This is a genomic window from Rhizobium sp. ERR 1071 (assembly GCF_007828675.1).
In the GTDB taxonomy this organism is placed as follows: Bacteria; Pseudomonadota; Alphaproteobacteria; order Rhizobiales; family Rhizobiaceae; genus Rhizobium; species Rhizobium dioscoreae.
In genome coordinates, this window is record NZ_VITM01000011.1 from 187,538 (window position 1) to 202,532 (window position 14,995).

Sequence of the window (14,995 nt, forward strand, 5' to 3'; positions counted from 1 at the left end):
GCATGGTCTGGCGCAATGAGCAAAGATTCTTCCGATCTGTTCGGTGCGCTTTTCGAGGCGGCGCCTGCAAAGCCTGTGATGAGCCGTACTGTGCCCGTTCTCGTGCCGATGCCGGCGCCGCGGGCCTATTCCTATGCGGTGCCCGAGGGCATGGCGGTCGAGCCTGGTTCTGTCGTGCAGGTGCCTCTCGGGCCGCGGCAGGTGATCGGCGTGGTCTGGGATGGCGAGGATGATGGTGGTGTCGATCCGAAGAAGCTTCGGCCTATCAGCCATGTGTTCGATTGCCCGCCGCTCGGCAAGCATATGCGCGATTTCATCGATTGGGTTGCCGCTTATACGCTGTCGCCGCCGGGGTTGGTGGCGCGCATGGCGCTGAGAGCGCCGGCCGCCTTCGATCCCGAACCGATGGTCGAGGGACTGCGATTCATCGGCGGGCAGCCGGAACGGATGACGCCGGCGCGCGCCAAGGTAATGGAGATTGCCGCCGACGGGCTTTCGTGGACGCGGCTCGGCTTGGCGCATGCGGCCGGTGTCTCCACCAGTGTCGTCGACGGGTTGATTTCGCAGGGCATTTTCGAGACCATCTTCCTGCCGCCGCCGCCCGTCGTCGCCAAGCCCGATCCGGAATTCACCGCGTCACGGTTGCAAGGGCCGCAGAAGGATGCGGCCGATGAGATCCTGGCCGATGTACGCAAGGGTGAGTTCGCGGTTTCCCTGATCGATGGCGTTACCGGTTCCGGCAAGACGGAGGTCTATTTCGAGGCCATCGCCGAAACGCTGAGACGTGGCAAGCAGGTGCTGATCCTGCTGCCGGAAATCGCGTTGACGGCAAGTTTTCTGGAGCGCTTTCAGGATCGCTTCGGCGCCAAGCCGGCTGAATGGCATTCCGATCTTGCGCCGAAGATGCGAGAAAAGGTCTGGCGCCAAGCCGTTACCGGCGAAGTCAGGGTCGTGGCCGGGGCGCGTTCAGCGCTGTTCCTGCCTTTCGAGGATCTAGGGCTCATCATCGTCGATGAAGAACATGACCCGGCCTACAAGCAGGAGGATCGCGTCTATTATAATGCGCGAGATATGGCCGTAGTGCGCGGCCGCATCGGTGATTTCCCGGTCGTGCTGGTATCGGCGACGCCTTCGGTCGAGAGCCAGGTCAATGGCCAGAGCGGGCGCTACACGACGATCCACCTGCCGACGCGCTTTGGCGATGCGGCTCTTCCCGACCTGCATCTGATCGACATGCGCCGGCATGCGCCGGAACGCGGCGGCTTCCTTTCGCCCGTGATGATCCGCGCGATCGGCAAGACGGTTGCCAAGGGCGAGCAGGCGCTCCTGTTCCTCAACAGGCGCGGCTATGCGCCGCTGACGCTCTGCCGCGTCTGCGGCCATCGCTTCCAGTGCCCGCAATGTTCGAGCTGGCTGGTGGAGCATCGCTTCCGCAATCAGATCCAGTGCCATCAATGCGGCTATGCCGAGCGCACGCCGGAGGCCTGCCCCGAATGCGGCACGCTCGACCATCTCGTTGCCTGCGGCCCGGGCGTCGAGCGCATTGCCGAAGAGGTGGAGCGGCATTTCCCCGAGGCGCGGACGATCGTGCTCTCTTCCGACATCATGGGCGGCGTCAAGCGGCTGCGGCTGGAGCTCGACGCCATCGCCAAGGGCGAGGCCGATATCGTCATCGGCACGCAGCTCGTCGCCAAGGGGCACAATTTTCCGCTGATGACGCTGGTCGGCATCGTCGATGCCGATCTCGGCCTGGCGAATGGCGATCCGCGCGCTGCCGAGCGGACGTTCCAGCTCCTGTCGCAGGTGACGGGACGCGCCGGGCGAACCGGTCTCAAGAGCCATGGTCTGCTGCAGACCTACCAGCCGCAGCATCCCGTCATGCAGGCGATCGTATCCGGCGATGCCACCGCCTTTTACGAGCGCGAAATTTCGGAGCGGGAGAGGGCCATCTTGCCACCCTTCGGCCGGCTTGCCTCGATCATCGTTTCGGCCGACAGTAGGCAGGATGCCGAGACCCATGCGCGCGGCATGCGCAATGCGGCGCCGCAGGTTTCGGGCATTTCGGTGTTGGGTCCTGCCGAAGCGCCGATCGCGCTGGTACGTGGCCGCCATCGCTTCCGGCTGCTGGTGCATGGCAGGCGCAATTCCGACATGCAGGGCTTTCTGCGTGCGATGCTGGCGCAATCACCGAAAGAGCGCGGCTCCGTGCAAGTGCAGCTCGATATCGATCCGCAAAGCTTCTTATGAAGTTACCAATTCGGTTCGATTTTATCGTCTGGCGACTTCGACGCTGTGTGTTCCAACTCATGGGACAGCTTTCGCAGGCCCTTCGGGATAGCGCCGAGTACGGGGTCGTCAAATCGAAGGTGCGGCAGATAACGGCCTATCATGTTTGCGACCGCATGAGCCTGCGCTTCATCGCGGAGTTTCTTCAAGGGGTCGCGATCTTCCCGGCGTGAAAGCCAAAGCTTGTGCAAGGCAAAACTTCTAGGATCGGGGCAGGTATATTGGACGGGGTAGCCGCGTTCATCAAGGACAATAGCTGCCACCTTAGGGCTATTAACTAACCATTGCAGGCCCTCTATCTCGACGGCGGCCAGATCATCCTCATTCTGACCAATACTGGCGGGCCTTGAATTGCTGATGGGATGCGATGGCATGGGGCCGATCAAGTCGACAAGATATCCATCCTTATTTGCGGCGCGGAAACTCCGCTTACCAAGTGAATGAAACGATTTGTCGGCAGTGCGTAGGATACCCATCAACCCTTCCGCGCCGATATTCCTTCGCAAAAGATTGAGGTTTGTTCGCGCGTCGAAAAGCAGATCGATGTCGCCGGTTGCGAGAAGGCCACTGTCGATCCTGATGCCGCCAAGTCTCTCATAGAGAAAAAGCGCATTCGTGCCGACAATATCCAGAGCGCTACCGATAAGATCGGCCCTATTGAGCGCCCGCAGAATACGCGCGGTTGTTAATGGCATTCTGCCAAGTCGCATAGCCCGATTGATGGCCGCCATTTCGTCGAGCTTGGTCGATAATGTGGCCAGGCGCTGTCGACGTTCGTTTCTGCCCTCATGAAATTGGTGGTAAGTTTGCTCAGTGTCGAAAGAGCGCGGGCCAAGTGATTTCCATGCAGTCTTTGCCTTGCGATAAAGGTAGTCGCGTCCGGAAACCGTTTTCCATGCCATGGCGCCTGCAAATCGATGAGACAGCTCGGCATTTACGGCGAGCCAGGTTTCGAATACCTGCTCCGTATCGATGGTCTGCCTTATTTGATCGCTCTTTAATTCACTGAAATGAAACAATTTATCCCTTTCAGAAAATTTTTCCCTTGAAAAGGGATAAGCTCATTTCCAGCAAAGAAATTGACAACGATGCCGGATTATCCCTTTTCAGCCAAAAATAATCTAAAATAGGGATAATGTAAATATTTTCATATAATTGCGATATTTATACATGTTCATCCCGCGCATTTCGTACCGTATTCCCTCTCACCGCGCTTCATGTCATATGTCGATTTCTCCTTGTGATTGATTTGATTTGACTGACTTGAGGAAAACCGATGGAGCTTTATTTTCCGACAGAATTCGGCGAGCGGCTTGCCTATTGTTCGGCTGCCGTCACGGCACTGATCGGCCTTTTCCTGATGTTCGCACCAGGCTACACCTACCGCTTCCTCAAGCTGCAGGTGAAGGAGGGCCGGTCGGAGGCCTACGCGGAAGCGCGCTCGGCCGGTGGCTTCATGGTCGGTTTCGGGCTGGTGGCGATCCTCCTGGCGCAGCCGATGATCTATCTCGCGCTCGGCGCCTCCTTCGGTGTCGCGGCGTTCGGTCGCATCCTGTCGCTCATGTCCGATCGGGGCAGTGTATTTTTGAGTCTTCTCCTTCTGGTTGTGCAGGCGATTCTTGCGGCGCTACCTTTTCTCTATGGTCTTGGCTATATTTGAGCCGAAAACGCTCCGGCGCGGCCATTTTTGCCTGTGCTATCCCCATGCTTTTTAAATTTTGCCATCATAAATTCGCCCGAATGGCGTATTCGTCGAATACGCGTGTTGCGAGTCTCAATATCCTATGTTAGACGAACCCCGAATTTCGGATGAGGCAGGAGCGCGCTCCTGCTGATTTCTGGGGGAAATCAAAACGAATTCAAGGGCATATCGCTTCCGTCACCCGGAAGTTTGGTTCTTGGGTTGAAATCAGGGAATTTTGTGCCCGTGGCAGACACATCCCAGCATGTTTCTGGCGTTGCAGAACGATATGCCTCGTCGCTGTTCGAATTGGCTCTTGAAGAGGGTGCCGTGCCGGCAGTGGCAGCCGATCTCGATCGGTTCCAAGCCATGCTCGATGAAAGCGACGATCTGAAGCGCTTCGTCCTCAGCCCGGTCTTTTCGGCTGAAGAGCAGGTCGGCGCGATCGAAGTGCTGGCGAAGAAGGCCGGCTTTAGCGCCTATGTCACCAATTTTCTGAAGCTTGTGGCCAGCAACCGGCGCCTTTTTGCGCTGCCGGGCATGATCAAGGCTTTCCGCATCATCGCCGCCCAGCATCGCGGCGAGATTTCCGCCGAGGTCACCTCGGCCCATGCGCTCACTCCTGCGCAGGAAGATGAATTGAAGGCGGCGCTGAAGGGCGTCACCGGCAAGGACGTGACGATTGCCGTCACCGTCGATCCGTCGATCCTTGGTGGCCTGATCGTCAAGGTCGGTTCGCGTCAGATCGATACGTCCCTTCGCACCAAACTCTCCACCCTTAAGCTTGCATTGAAAGAGGTCGGCTGATGGATATCCGCGCCGCGGAAATTTCCGCAATTCTGAAAGATCAGATCAAAAACTTCGGCAAGGAAGCTGAAGTCTCCGAAGTCGGCCAGGTTCTCTCCGTCGGTGACGGTATCGCCCGCGTCTACGGTCTGGACAATGTTCAGGCCGGCGAAATGGTCGAATTCCCCGGCGGCATCCGCGGCATGGCGCTGAACCTCGAAGCCGACAACGTCGGTGTCGTTATCTTCGGCTCCGACCGTGACATCAAGGAAGGCGACACCGTCAAGCGCACCGGCGCGATCGTTGACGTTCCGGTCGGTCCGGAACTTCTCGGCCGCGTTGTCGACGCGCTCGGCAATCCGATCGACGGCAAAGGCCCGATCAACGCGACCCGGCGTTCGCGCGTCGACGTCAAGGCTCCGGGTATCATTCCGCGCAAGTCGGTTCATGAGCCGATGTCGACCGGTCTCAAGGCCATCGACGCTCTGATCCCGGTTGGCCGCGGCCAGCGCGAGCTTGTCATCGGCGACCGCCAGACCGGCAAGACTGCGATCATCCTCGATACGATCCTGAACCAGAAGTCCATCCAGGATAACGGTCCGGACAGCGAAAAACTCTTCTGCGTCTACGTCGCCGTCGGCCAGAAGCGCTCCACCGTCGCCCAGTTCGTCAAGGTGCTCGAAGAGCGCGGCGCCCTGAAGTACTCGATCATCGTTGCGGCGACCGCTTCCGATCCGGCTCCGATGCAGTTCCTGGCTCCGTTTGCCGGCTGCGCCATGGGTGAATACTTCCGTGACAATGCCCAGCATGCCCTGATCGGCTATGACGACCTCTCCAAGCAGGCCGTTGCTTACCGTCAGATGTCGCTGCTGCTGCGCCGCCCGCCGGGCCGCGAAGCTTATCCGGGCGACGTTTTCTATCTGCACTCGCGCCTCCTCGAGCGCGCTGCAAAGATGAACGACGAGAAGGGCGCTGGTTCGCTCACCGCTCTCCCGGTCATCGAAACGCAGGGTAACGACGTTTCGGCCTTCATTCCGACCAACGTGATCTCGATCACCGACGGCCAGATCTTCCTCGAAACCGACCTGTTCTATCAGGGTATCCGTCCTGCCGTTAACGTCGGTCTTTCGGTTTCGCGCGTCGGCTCGTCGGCTCAAATCAAGGCGATGAAGCAGGTTGCAGGCTCGATCAAGGGTGAACTCGCCCAGTATCGCGAAATGGCCGCCTTCGCCCAGTTCGGTTCCGACCTCGATGCCGCAACGCAGCGCCTGCTGAACCGCGGTGCTCGCCTGACTGAACTCCTGAAGCAGCCGCAGTTCTCGCCGCTGAAGACGGAAGAGCAGGTCGCGGTGATCTTCGCCGGCGTCAACGGCTACCTCGACAAGCTGCCTGTTGCTCAGGTCGGCAAGTTCGAACAGGGCCTGCTGTCGTACCTCCGCTCGGAAGGCAAGGACATCCTCGATACCATCCGTAACGAAAAGGCCATCAGCGACGCGACGAAGGGTAAGCTCACTGCTGCTCTCGACAGCTTCGCCAAGTCTTTCGCGTAATCGGGCCCAAGCTCTAGGACGGACCAAGGATGCCTTCACTCAAGGATCTGAAAAACCGGATCGCCTCCGTCAAGGCGACGCAGAAGATCACCAAGGCGATGAAAATGGTCGCCGCGGCGAAGCTTCGGCGTGCGCAGGAGGCGGCCGAGGCCGCTCGGCCTTATTCGCAGCGCATGGCCGCTGTTCTGGCCAACATCTCGGCTGCCGTCAGCGATGCTGACGGCGCGCCGCTGCTGATGACCGGAACCGGCAAGAGCGATGTGCATCTGCTCGTCGTCTGCACGGCCGAGCGCGGTCTGTGCGGCGGTTTCAATTCGCAGATTTCGCGTTTTGCCCGTGACCATGCCCGCAAGCTTCTGGCGGAAGGCAAGACGGTAAAGATCTTCACCGTCGGCAAGAAGGGTTATGACGTCCTTCGCCGCGAATACGCATCGCTGATCGTCGAGCGCAAGGAATTGCGCGACGTCAAGCGCATCGGTTTCGACAATGCCGACGCCATCGGCAAGCGCATCATCGAGATGTTCGAAGCCGGCGAATTCGATGTCTGCACGCTGTTCTATTCCGAATTCAAGTCGGTGATCAGCCAGATCCCGACGGCACAGCAGCTCATTCCGGCTTCGGCTCCCGCCGTCGTCGAAGAAGATGCAGCCCACAAGGGCGCCGTCTACGAATACGAGCCGGATGCGGCTTCGATCCTCGCGGACCTGATCCCGCGTAACATCTCCGTCCAGATCTTCCGCGCGTTGCTCGAAAACGTCGCCGGCGAGATGGGCGCCAAGATGAGCGCGATGGACAATGCGACGCGCAACGCTGGTGAGATGATCAACAAGCTGACGCTGAACTACAACCGTCAGCGCCAGGCACAGATCACCAAGGAATTGATTGAAATCATTTCGGGCGCGGAAGCGCTCTGAGGTTAGGGAAAAGAGGGTAAGAATATGGCTGACGCAGCTACCCCCGCAGGTTCTGTCGGTAAGGTTACTCAGGTTATCGGCGCCGTTGTGGACGTTGCTTTCGACGGCGAGCTCCCGGCGATCCTGAACGCGCTTGAAACCGACAATAACGGCAATCGTCTGGTTCTCGAAGTCGCACAGCACCTCGGCGAAAATTCCGTCCGCACCATTGCCATGGACTCGACCGAAGGTCTGGTTCGCGGTCAGCCGGTCAAGGACACGGGCGCACCGATTTCGGTTCCGGTCGGACACGAGACGCTGGGCCGTATCATGAACGTCATCGGCGAGCCGGTCGACGAAGCAGGTCCGCTGAACACCTCCAAGAAGCGCGCCATCCACCAGGAAGCTCCGTCCTACGTCGAGCAGTCCACGGAAGCGCAGATCCTCGTCACCGGCATCAAGGTCGTCGACTTGCTCGCTCCTTATGCGAAGGGCGGCAAGATCGGCCTGTTCGGCGGCGCCGGCGTTGGCAAGACCGTTCTCATCATGGAACTGATCAACAACGTCGCCAAGGCGCACGGTGGTTACTCGGTGTTTGCAGGCGTGGGTGAGCGTACCCGCGAAGGCAACGACCTTTACCATGAAATGATCGAATCGGGCGTCAACAAGCACGGTGGCGGCGAAGGCTCCAAGGCCGCGCTCGTTTACGGCCAGATGAACGAACCGCCGGGCGCCCGCGCTCGCGTCGCTCTGACCGGTCTGACTGTTGCTGAAAACTTCCGCGATGAAGGCCAGGACGTTCTGTTCTTCGTCGACAACATCTTCCGCTTCACGCAGGCTGGTTCGGAAGTGTCGGCTCTGCTCGGCCGTATTCCTTCGGCCGTGGGCTATCAGCCGACGCTCGCAACCGACATGGGCCAGATGCAGGAACGCATCACCACCACGACGACGGGCTCGATCACCTCGGTTCAGGCCATTTACGTTCCGGCCGACGACTTGACCGACCCGGCACCGGCAACCTCGTTCGCCCACCTGGACGCAACGACCGTTCTGTCACGCTCGATCGCTGAAAAGGGCATCTATCCGGCCGTTGACCCGCTCGACTCCACCTCGCGCATGCTCGACCCGATGGTCGTCGGCGAAGAGCACTACGAAGTTGCCCGTAAGGTTCAGTCGACGCTGCAGCGCTACAAGGCCCTGCAGGACATCATCGCCATCCTTGGCATGGACGAACTGTCGGAAGACGACAAGCTGGCCGTTGCCCGCGCCCGCAAGATCGAGCGCTTCCTGTCGCAGCCGTTCTTCGTCGCCGAAGTCTTCACCGGTTCGCCAGGCAAGCTCGTCGCTCTTGAAGACACGATCAAGGGCTTCAAGGGCCTCGTCAACGGTGAATACGACCACCTGCCGGAAGCTGCCTTCTACATGGTTGGCTCGATCGACGAAGCGATCGAAAAGGCCAAGAAGCTGGCCGCCTAATCAGGCCAATCCATCGGCGCGCGGCCTTGTCCGCGCGCCCTTGCCTTGCGAATAAGACAATCGAGAAGTGACGGGCCATGGCTGACAATTTCAATTTCGAACTGGTTTCTCCGGAGCGCTTGCTGCTGTCGGAACAGGTCATCGATGTCGTCATCCCCGCCAGCGAAGGCGAGATGACCGTCATGGCGAACCATGCGCCGACCATGACCACGATCAAGCCGGGTGTCGTCAAGGTGCATTCGGCTTCGGGCAAGAAGCAGGACTACGTGGTTTTCGGCGGCTTCGCCGACATCCTACCGACCGGCTGCACGCTGCTCGCCGAATCCGCTGTTCCGGTCGAAGACATGAGCCGCGACGAGCTGGACCGCCGCATCAATGCCGCCAAGGCCGAGCTTGAAGATGCCGAGCATCACGAGCACAAGTCGCGCCTGGAGCACTTCATCATGGAACTCTCGCATCTGCGCGGCTCGATCCCGCAGGATTGATGAGATCCGAATAGTGATGAGTGAGATGAAGGCGGTCCTATGGGCCGCTTTTTGTTTTTCGCCGACTCGCTGAGCTGTCACACAATCATCACGGCGACTGAGTTTCATTGATCAGCAATCCCAAGTTGCCCGACGGATTGGTAATATCAGGCACGATATCATCGGTCGTGAACGGGATGCCATCGGGACCGACGCTGCGAAGGTAATAGTGATCGACACCTACGCGCTTATAATAGAAAAAGTTCTGACTTGGTGATGCGCTGAATTGGAACGGGTCGTTCATAAAAATTACATTGTTCTTTCCCGCTGTTTTTTGCAGTTCGTCCAAGGAAGCTGGATAGGTTCCATGCTGTAATCGGTACAATTCTACGGCCGGAACTAAGGTGTTGAGCGTCTGCGATGCGAGCCGCGTTTTTAAGTCATCAGCGATGCCGCCGCGTTCGACGAATCCCTTATAATAGAGACTGCCATAAGGATGATGGTAACGAGGATTCCGCACGTACCAAGTATCGCTAAAAGTCGCCCCCCTTTCTTCCTACTCAGCAATCCCCAAAGAATCGCTGTAATCCCGAAAGGAATACCAAGGAGGGGAAAGAACGAAAATCCAGCAATGACATAAGGAGCCGGGCCAAGCCGTGGCTGATTGTCTGTCATGAAATGTCCTCGCGCCAGAGCGACAATAACGAAACCGCACCTCTTGCGAATCCAATGGGGGATAAAGGCTCGCTTGTTGTGTCGGAAGTAAAGCCCAATGCGAATTGTATGGGCGCGAATTAGATTGCTTGCAATATACCTAAGAAGCGAATGAATGGTTTTTCGACATGGATGCCAGCATGGATGCGATGTTGCAGCTTCAAAGCGTTGGCAGTTATTGATCTACCGATTCTCGCCTAGCAGATATCGGTGCAGCTGCGCCGCCTCGGGAGACAACGAACGGAAGCGCGGTGCGCCGAGATAATACCCAAAGCCGCTCTCGACACGGTCGTTGCCGACGGTGACGAGGGTGCCTGCTTGTAGATATTCCTCTATGAGACCGAGGCTGCCGAGCGCGATACCTTCGCCCCTAAGTGCTGCTTCCACCGCCATGATGTAGGTCGAGAAGGACAGGCGCGGTCGCGGCAGCTTGCCCTTCAAGGGGTCACCGACGCGGCCGAACCATTGACGGAAACTGATCCAATGGGCATTGGCGCGTTCGTAGTCGATGAGATCGAGCCCGGCAATGTCGACCGCCGTCAGTGCCTGCGGGTCGAGACCGCGGGCCGCCAGGTAATCCGGCGAGGCGACGGGCACCAGCACTTCCTTCAAGAGCGGCGTCAGGCTCCAGCGCGGGTGCTCGCCGGTGGAATAGATAATGATGAGATCGTTGTTCTCCGAGGCGAGTTCGGAGTGCACATCCGTCGTCAGCAGGCGGACTGAGATGCCGGGGCTCTCCTTGCCGAAATCCCGCAGCCGCTGCCCGAGCCAGAGATGGGAGATCGAGCCGCTCGCCGCAATCGAGATGATTTCGCCTGTTCCTGTGCGAAAGGGCTCCAGGCTTTCTTCCAGATATTCCAGCGTGGCGCGGACGCGCTGGAATAGCCGCTCGCCGTCCGGTGTCAGCGCCAGATTTCGGCCGCGCCGAGTAAAGAGCGTCGCGCCGAGATGATCTTCCAGCCCCTTGATGCGGCGGCTGACGGCGGCCTGGGTGATGTTCAACTCGCGGCCGGCGCGGGAGAAGTTCATGGCGCGCGCGGCCGCATCGAACACGCGGAAGGCCTCAAGCGGGATTTTTTCTAGCATCGGCTCTCCATAACTTCAGATCATCAATATTCCCGATAATTGCCCGGATTTGAAGATCTGAAATTGTGATGCAGGATTATGACATCAAATCAGCCGCTTCTCCAAGGTGATCCTGCGTGTCCTTTTCCATTTCCGCCATCCCAGACATTCATTTCGGCGAGGGTGCGCTCTCTGGCCTTCCCGCTGCGGTCAAATCCTTCGATTGCGTCAGCACCGTTCTCCTGGTGATCGATGCCTTCTTGGCGCAGTCGGGCCTTGCTGCCAAGGTCAGCGCCGAGCTTGCCGAAGCGGGCGTGAAGACGCAGGTCTTTTCAGATTTTGCTGGCGAGCCGAAGCTTGCGCATCTGCATGGGGCGATCGCTGCAGGCCAGGGCGCTGACATGGTGATCGGCATCGGCGGCGGCTCGGCGCTCGATATCGGCAAGATCGTTGCCTGCTGCATCGCCTCCGGCGAAGATCCCATGCACTACGCGCTGGCCGCCAATCCGCTGCCGAAAAATCCGCTGAAGAAGATCATGATCCCGACCACTGCGGGGACAGGTTCGGAGACATCGGCGACGAATATCTTTGCCGGGCCTGAGGGCAAGAAGCTCTGGATCTGGGGTCCGGAGACGAAGGCCGATCTCGTCATCCTCGATCCCACGCTGACGAAGACCCTGCCCGCCAGCCTGACGGCATGGTGCGGCCTCGATGCCTTCATCCATGCTTTTGAAGCAGCCACGAACCGCAACACGCATCTCGGCGCGCAATTCTACGCGCATCAGGCGCTGCGGCTGCTGGCCGGTGCGCTGGAGACGACCGTCAAGCAGCCCGACGATATGGCAGCTCGCGGTGACGTGCTGCTTGGCTCCTGCTTTGGCGGCATTGCGATCGACAATTGCGGCACGGCGATCGCGCACAATATCAGCCATGCGCTGGCAGGCCTCGGTCCCGTCCATCATGGGCTTGCGACGGCGCTCGGCTTCGAAGTGACGCTGCCATGGCTCGTCGAAGCCGATACCGCAGATCTGAACGCCGCAGCCAAGGCTTGCGGCCTCGAGAGCGCCGCCGATCTGCCCGCTTTCGTCTCGGACTGGATGGATCGCTGCGGCATCGTGCGCGCGCTGCCGGCTGCGTTCAAACCGTTCGACGAAACCGATCTCGCCCGCGAGATGCGCGCGACCGAAAACCAGCCCATGCGGCGCTCGACGATCCGTGATGTGACGGATGCCGATATCGACCGGTTTGCCGCCGCCGTCATGGCGCTGCCGAAAGGAATTTGAGATGACCAAGAATTACACGCGCGACTATTGGGAGAGCGTTCTGTCCGGCCTCAAGCCAGAAGGTCGTCATTTCATCAACGGCGCCCATCGAGCCGCCGCTTCGGGCGAAACCTTCATTCGCATCCGGCCGATGGACGGCAAGCCCGGCGCTGAGCTTGCGCGCGGCAATGCCGCCGATATCGACGCCGCTGTCGCCTCCGCCCGCGCCGCCTTCGAAAGCGGTATCTGGCGCAAGAAGGAGCCGCTGGAGAAGAAGAAGATCATGCTGAAATGGGCGGAGCTCATTCGCGCCCATGGCGATGAACTCGCCATGCTCGAGACGATCGATGTCGGCAAGCCGGTCATGGCGTCGCTTGGTGTCGATGTGCGGCTCTGCGCCGACGGCATCCAGTTCTACGGCGAAATGATCGACAAGATGTATGACGAGATTGCGCCGACCGGCCCGAATGCGCGGGCTTTGGTGCGCAAGGTGCCGCTCGGCGTCGTCGGGGCGATCACGCCCTGGAACTATCCGATGATCATCGATGCCTGGAAGCTGGGACCGGCTATCGCTGCCGGCAATTCCGTCGTGCTAAAGCCGGCCGAACAATCCTCGCTTTCGGCGATCCGTCTTGCCGAGCTTGGGATCGAAGCCGGCCTGCCGGCTGGCGTCTTCAACGTCGTCACGGGTTATGGCGAAGAGACCGGCAAGCCACTGGCGCTGCACATGGATGTCGACATGATCGCCTTTACCGGCTCCACTGAAGTCGGCAAGCTGATTATGGGCTATGCGGCGCAATCGAACGTCAAACGCGTGGCGCTGGAGCTTGGCGGCAAGTCACCGCTGGTCGTCTTCGAAGATGCCGATCTCGATGCGGCTGCCGTCGCCGCTGCCTGGGGCTGCTTCTATAATTCCGGCGAGACCTGCCATGCCTCGACCCGTCTGATCGTGCAGCGCTCGGTGCAGGACAAGTTGATCGCGAAGATCGAGGCTGTCACCCGCTCGGACATCTCGCTCAAGCATCCGCTCGATCCTTCGGCACAGATTGGTGCGCTGATCGAGGAAGAGCATATGAACAAGGTGCTGGCGATGATCGCGGCCGGCGAGAAGGAGGGGGCGCGGCGTGCCTTCGGCGCCGAGCGTGTCCTGAGCGAGACCGGCGGTTATTATGTCTCGCCGGGCGTCTTCGTCGACATGACCAACGACATGAGCCTCGCGCGGCAGGAAATCTTCGGCCCCGTGCTCGCCGCCATCCCCTTCGATACAGAGGAGGAGGCACTGAAGATCGCCAATGACACGATCTATGGGCTTGCCGGCGCCGTCTTCACCAAGGACATGGATCGTGCCCACCGCTTTTCCGAAGAGATCCATGCGGGTACGGTGTGGATCAACACCTATGACATGTCGAATTTCGCGACGCCGTTCGGCGGCTTCAAGCAGTCCGGTTTCGGCCGGGACCGTTCGGTGCATGCGATCGACAAATATTGCGATTACAAGACGATCTGGCAGCAGTTCGGTTGAGGTTCGCGGGGAGGCATGACCATGAGCAAGATCGTTTCCATCGAGATCACCCATCACCGCCTGCCGCTCGATCCGGCGTTCAAGGCGAGCTGGGATGGCCGTCCGCGCCGGCATTTCGATGCGACCATTGTGCGCGTCAGGGATGATGAGGGTCGCGAAGGCATCGGCTCCGGCGACCTGATGAAGGGTTTCGAGGGGCATGAGGATCTGTTCATCGGGCAGGATCCCCGGCATGTCGAACGGCATTATGAAGTCCTGTCGCACATCAATTTCCATTATGGCCGCTGCTGGCCAATGGATCTGGCGCTATGGGACCTCTCCGGCAAGATCACCGGCGAGCCTGTCTGGCGGATGCTCGGTGGCCGCGCCAGCCGCGTGCGGCTCTATGCCTCCTCCGGCGTGTTGCGCGAGCCATCTGCCATGGCCGATCAGGCCGAGCGTTATATCGACGAGGGCTTCCCGGCCATGAAGGTGCGCTTCTCCTCGTCCTCGGGCGGTCGCGGCGGCTGGCGCGAGGACGTCAAGGCGCTGGAAGCGACCCGCGCCCGCGTCGGCGACCGGCTGGAGCTGATGGTCGACTGCAATCAGGGTTGGCGCATGCCCTGGGATACAACCTTGCCATGGACCTTCAAGGATGCGCTTGCTGTTGCGAAAGAGCTGGAGCGGCTCGGCGTCTACTGGATGGAAGAGCCGCTTCACCGCTCCGACCGCAAGGGTATGAAAGAGTTGAAACAGGCAACGTCGGTCAGGATCGTCGGCGGCGAAATGACGCGCGAGCTCTACGAGTTTCGCGATATTATCGAGGAGCGTGCCTTCGATGTCATTCAGCCCGATGTCGCGCTTGTCGGCGGTATTACCGGTTGCCGGCGTTTGGCTTATCAGGCGCGCGAGGCGGGCGTGCAATTCACGCCGCATTCCTGGACGAACGGCATCGGGGTTCTCGCCAATGCGCATCTGACCGCCGGCGTTGCCGATGCAGCCTGGCTCGAATATCCCTACGATAATCCGGAATGGAGCGAAGCTCGTCGCGACTATCCGATGGCGTCGCCGCTCAAGCACGAGGCCGGCTGGCTGGATCTCGGCGTCGCACCAGGCCTCGGCATCGTTCTCGATGAGGAGCGGCTGAAGGCGACGCGCATCTGAAGGCGCCTACGGAATTAGGCGGCAAGGCCTGGCTTGTGAGGTGCATGGGCTCCGCGCCCCCCTTCTCCCCTCGGGGAGAGCGACTGTCTTTGCTGTCAAGCGTTTTGCCATGGTCTTGCGTCTCGAATGATGGCGTTGAGGATGGTGAGGAGT

At 59.8% G+C, this 14,995-nt stretch carries 13 protein-coding genes; 10 read left to right on the forward strand and 3 right to left on the reverse strand.

The window, feature by feature from the left end:
- The first annotated feature begins 15 nt into the window (after positions 1 to 15).
- The gene (locus FBZ99_RS27780; protein WP_145636115.1) at positions 16 to 2,247 is read left to right on the forward strand and encodes a primosomal protein N'; all 2,232 of its coding nucleotides are present in this window, start codon (positions 16 to 18) and stop codon (positions 2,245 to 2,247) included.
- Between the two features lie 2 nt (positions 2,248 to 2,249).
- Here the strand turns inward: FBZ99_RS27780 and FBZ99_RS27785 are convergent, their stop codons facing one another.
- Positions 2,250 to 3,305: a nucleotidyltransferase family protein gene (locus FBZ99_RS27785; RefSeq protein ID WP_145636117.1), complete on the reverse strand. Its 1,056-nt coding sequence runs from the start codon at positions 3,303 to 3,305 to the stop codon at positions 2,250 to 2,252.
- A 257-nt stretch (positions 3,306 to 3,562) separates the two neighbouring features.
- Between FBZ99_RS27785 and FBZ99_RS27790 the strand changes: the two genes are divergently transcribed.
- The 6 genes from FBZ99_RS27790 to FBZ99_RS27815 all read left to right on the forward strand — a co-directional run bounded on the left by FBZ99_RS27790 (position 3,563) and on the right by FBZ99_RS27815 (position 9,157).
- On the forward strand, positions 3,563 to 3,946 hold the full coding sequence (locus FBZ99_RS27790; RefSeq protein WP_145636119.1) for an AGROH133_08824 family phage infection protein: 384 nt from the start codon (positions 3,563 to 3,565) through the stop codon (positions 3,944 to 3,946).
- A gap of 261 nt (positions 3,947 to 4,207) precedes the next feature.
- Positions 4,208 to 4,774 carry a F0F1 ATP synthase subunit delta gene (locus FBZ99_RS27795; protein WP_145636121.1) on the forward strand — a complete coding sequence of 189 codons (567 nt, stop codon included), beginning with the start codon at positions 4,208 to 4,210 and terminating at the stop codon, positions 4,772 to 4,774.
- Positions 4,774 to 6,303: a F0F1 ATP synthase subunit alpha gene (atpA, locus tag FBZ99_RS27800; protein ID WP_113333649.1), complete on the forward strand. Its 1,530-nt coding sequence runs from the start codon at positions 4,774 to 4,776 to the stop codon at positions 6,301 to 6,303. Before FBZ99_RS27795 ends, atpA begins: the two co-directional genes overlap by 1 nt.
- A gap of 29 nt (positions 6,304 to 6,332) precedes the next feature.
- On the forward strand, positions 6,333 to 7,217 hold the full coding sequence (locus tag FBZ99_RS27805; protein WP_015341388.1) for a F0F1 ATP synthase subunit gamma: 885 nt from the start codon (positions 6,333 to 6,335) through the stop codon (positions 7,215 to 7,217).
- 24 nt (positions 7,218 to 7,241) lie between these two features.
- Positions 7,242 to 8,672, forward strand: coding sequence for a F0F1 ATP synthase subunit beta (atpD, locus tag FBZ99_RS27810; RefSeq protein WP_069613407.1), 1,431 nt, complete (start codon positions 7,242 to 7,244; stop codon positions 8,670 to 8,672).
- A gap of 77 nt (positions 8,673 to 8,749) precedes the next feature.
- Positions 8,750 to 9,157: a F0F1 ATP synthase subunit epsilon gene (locus tag FBZ99_RS27815; RefSeq protein ID WP_095436050.1), complete on the forward strand. Its 408-nt coding sequence runs from the start codon at positions 8,750 to 8,752 to the stop codon at positions 9,155 to 9,157.
- 88 nt (positions 9,158 to 9,245) lie between these two features.
- Here the strand turns inward: FBZ99_RS27815 and FBZ99_RS27820 are convergent, their stop codons facing one another.
- The gene (locus FBZ99_RS27820) at positions 9,246 to 9,656 is read right to left on the reverse strand and encodes a type II secretion system protein GspG (RefSeq protein ID WP_210248399.1); all 411 of its coding nucleotides are present in this window, start codon (positions 9,654 to 9,656) and stop codon (positions 9,246 to 9,248) included.
- Positions 9,657 to 10,033: 377 nt separating this feature from the next.
- Positions 10,034 to 10,936, reverse strand: coding sequence for a LysR substrate-binding domain-containing protein (locus tag FBZ99_RS27825; RefSeq protein WP_145636123.1), 903 nt, complete (start codon positions 10,934 to 10,936; stop codon positions 10,034 to 10,036).
- A gap of 116 nt (positions 10,937 to 11,052) precedes the next feature.
- On the opposite strand from FBZ99_RS27825, the gene FBZ99_RS27830 reads away from it, so the two are divergent.
- The 3 genes from FBZ99_RS27830 to FBZ99_RS27840 are packed head-to-tail and all read left to right on the forward strand — an operon-like array spanning position 11,053 to position 14,842.
- Complete coding sequence (locus FBZ99_RS27830; protein ID WP_145636126.1) at positions 11,053 to 12,198, forward strand: iron-containing alcohol dehydrogenase; 1,146 nt, start codon at positions 11,053 to 11,055, stop codon at positions 12,196 to 12,198.
- Between the two features lies 1 nt (position 12,199).
- The gene (locus FBZ99_RS27835) at positions 12,200 to 13,699 is read left to right on the forward strand and encodes an aldehyde dehydrogenase (protein WP_145636128.1); all 1,500 of its coding nucleotides are present in this window, start codon (positions 12,200 to 12,202) and stop codon (positions 13,697 to 13,699) included.
- Between the two features lie 21 nt (positions 13,700 to 13,720).
- Positions 13,721 to 14,842, forward strand: coding sequence for a mandelate racemase/muconate lactonizing enzyme family protein (locus tag FBZ99_RS27840; protein ID WP_113354302.1), 1,122 nt, complete (start codon positions 13,721 to 13,723; stop codon positions 14,840 to 14,842).
- Positions 14,843 to 14,995: the final 153 nt, after the last annotated feature.

Coding starts and splice junctions, on each gene's coding strand:
- FBZ99_RS27790 (WP_145636119.1), top strand. CDS start 3,563: ATGGAGCTTTATTTTCCGACAGAATTCGGCGAGCGGCTTGCCTATTGT.
- FBZ99_RS27780 (WP_145636115.1), top strand. CDS start 16: ATGAGCAAAGATTCTTCCGATCTGTTCGGTGCGCTTTTCGAGGCGGCG.
- atpD (WP_069613407.1), top strand. CDS start 7,242: ATGGCTGACGCAGCTACCCCCGCAGGTTCTGTCGGTAAGGTTACTCAG.
- atpA (WP_113333649.1), top strand. CDS start 4,774: ATGGATATCCGCGCCGCGGAAATTTCCGCAATTCTGAAAGATCAGATC.
- FBZ99_RS27825 (WP_145636123.1), bottom strand. CDS start 10,936: ATGCTAGAAAAAATCCCGCTTGAGGCCTTCCGCGTGTTCGATGCGGCC.
- FBZ99_RS27840 (WP_113354302.1), top strand. CDS start 13,721: ATGAGCAAGATCGTTTCCATCGAGATCACCCATCACCGCCTGCCGCTC.
- FBZ99_RS27805 (WP_015341388.1), top strand. CDS start 6,333: ATGCCTTCACTCAAGGATCTGAAAAACCGGATCGCCTCCGTCAAGGCG.
- FBZ99_RS27835 (WP_145636128.1), top strand. CDS start 12,200: ATGACCAAGAATTACACGCGCGACTATTGGGAGAGCGTTCTGTCCGGC.
- FBZ99_RS27815 (WP_095436050.1), top strand. CDS start 8,750: ATGGCTGACAATTTCAATTTCGAACTGGTTTCTCCGGAGCGCTTGCTG.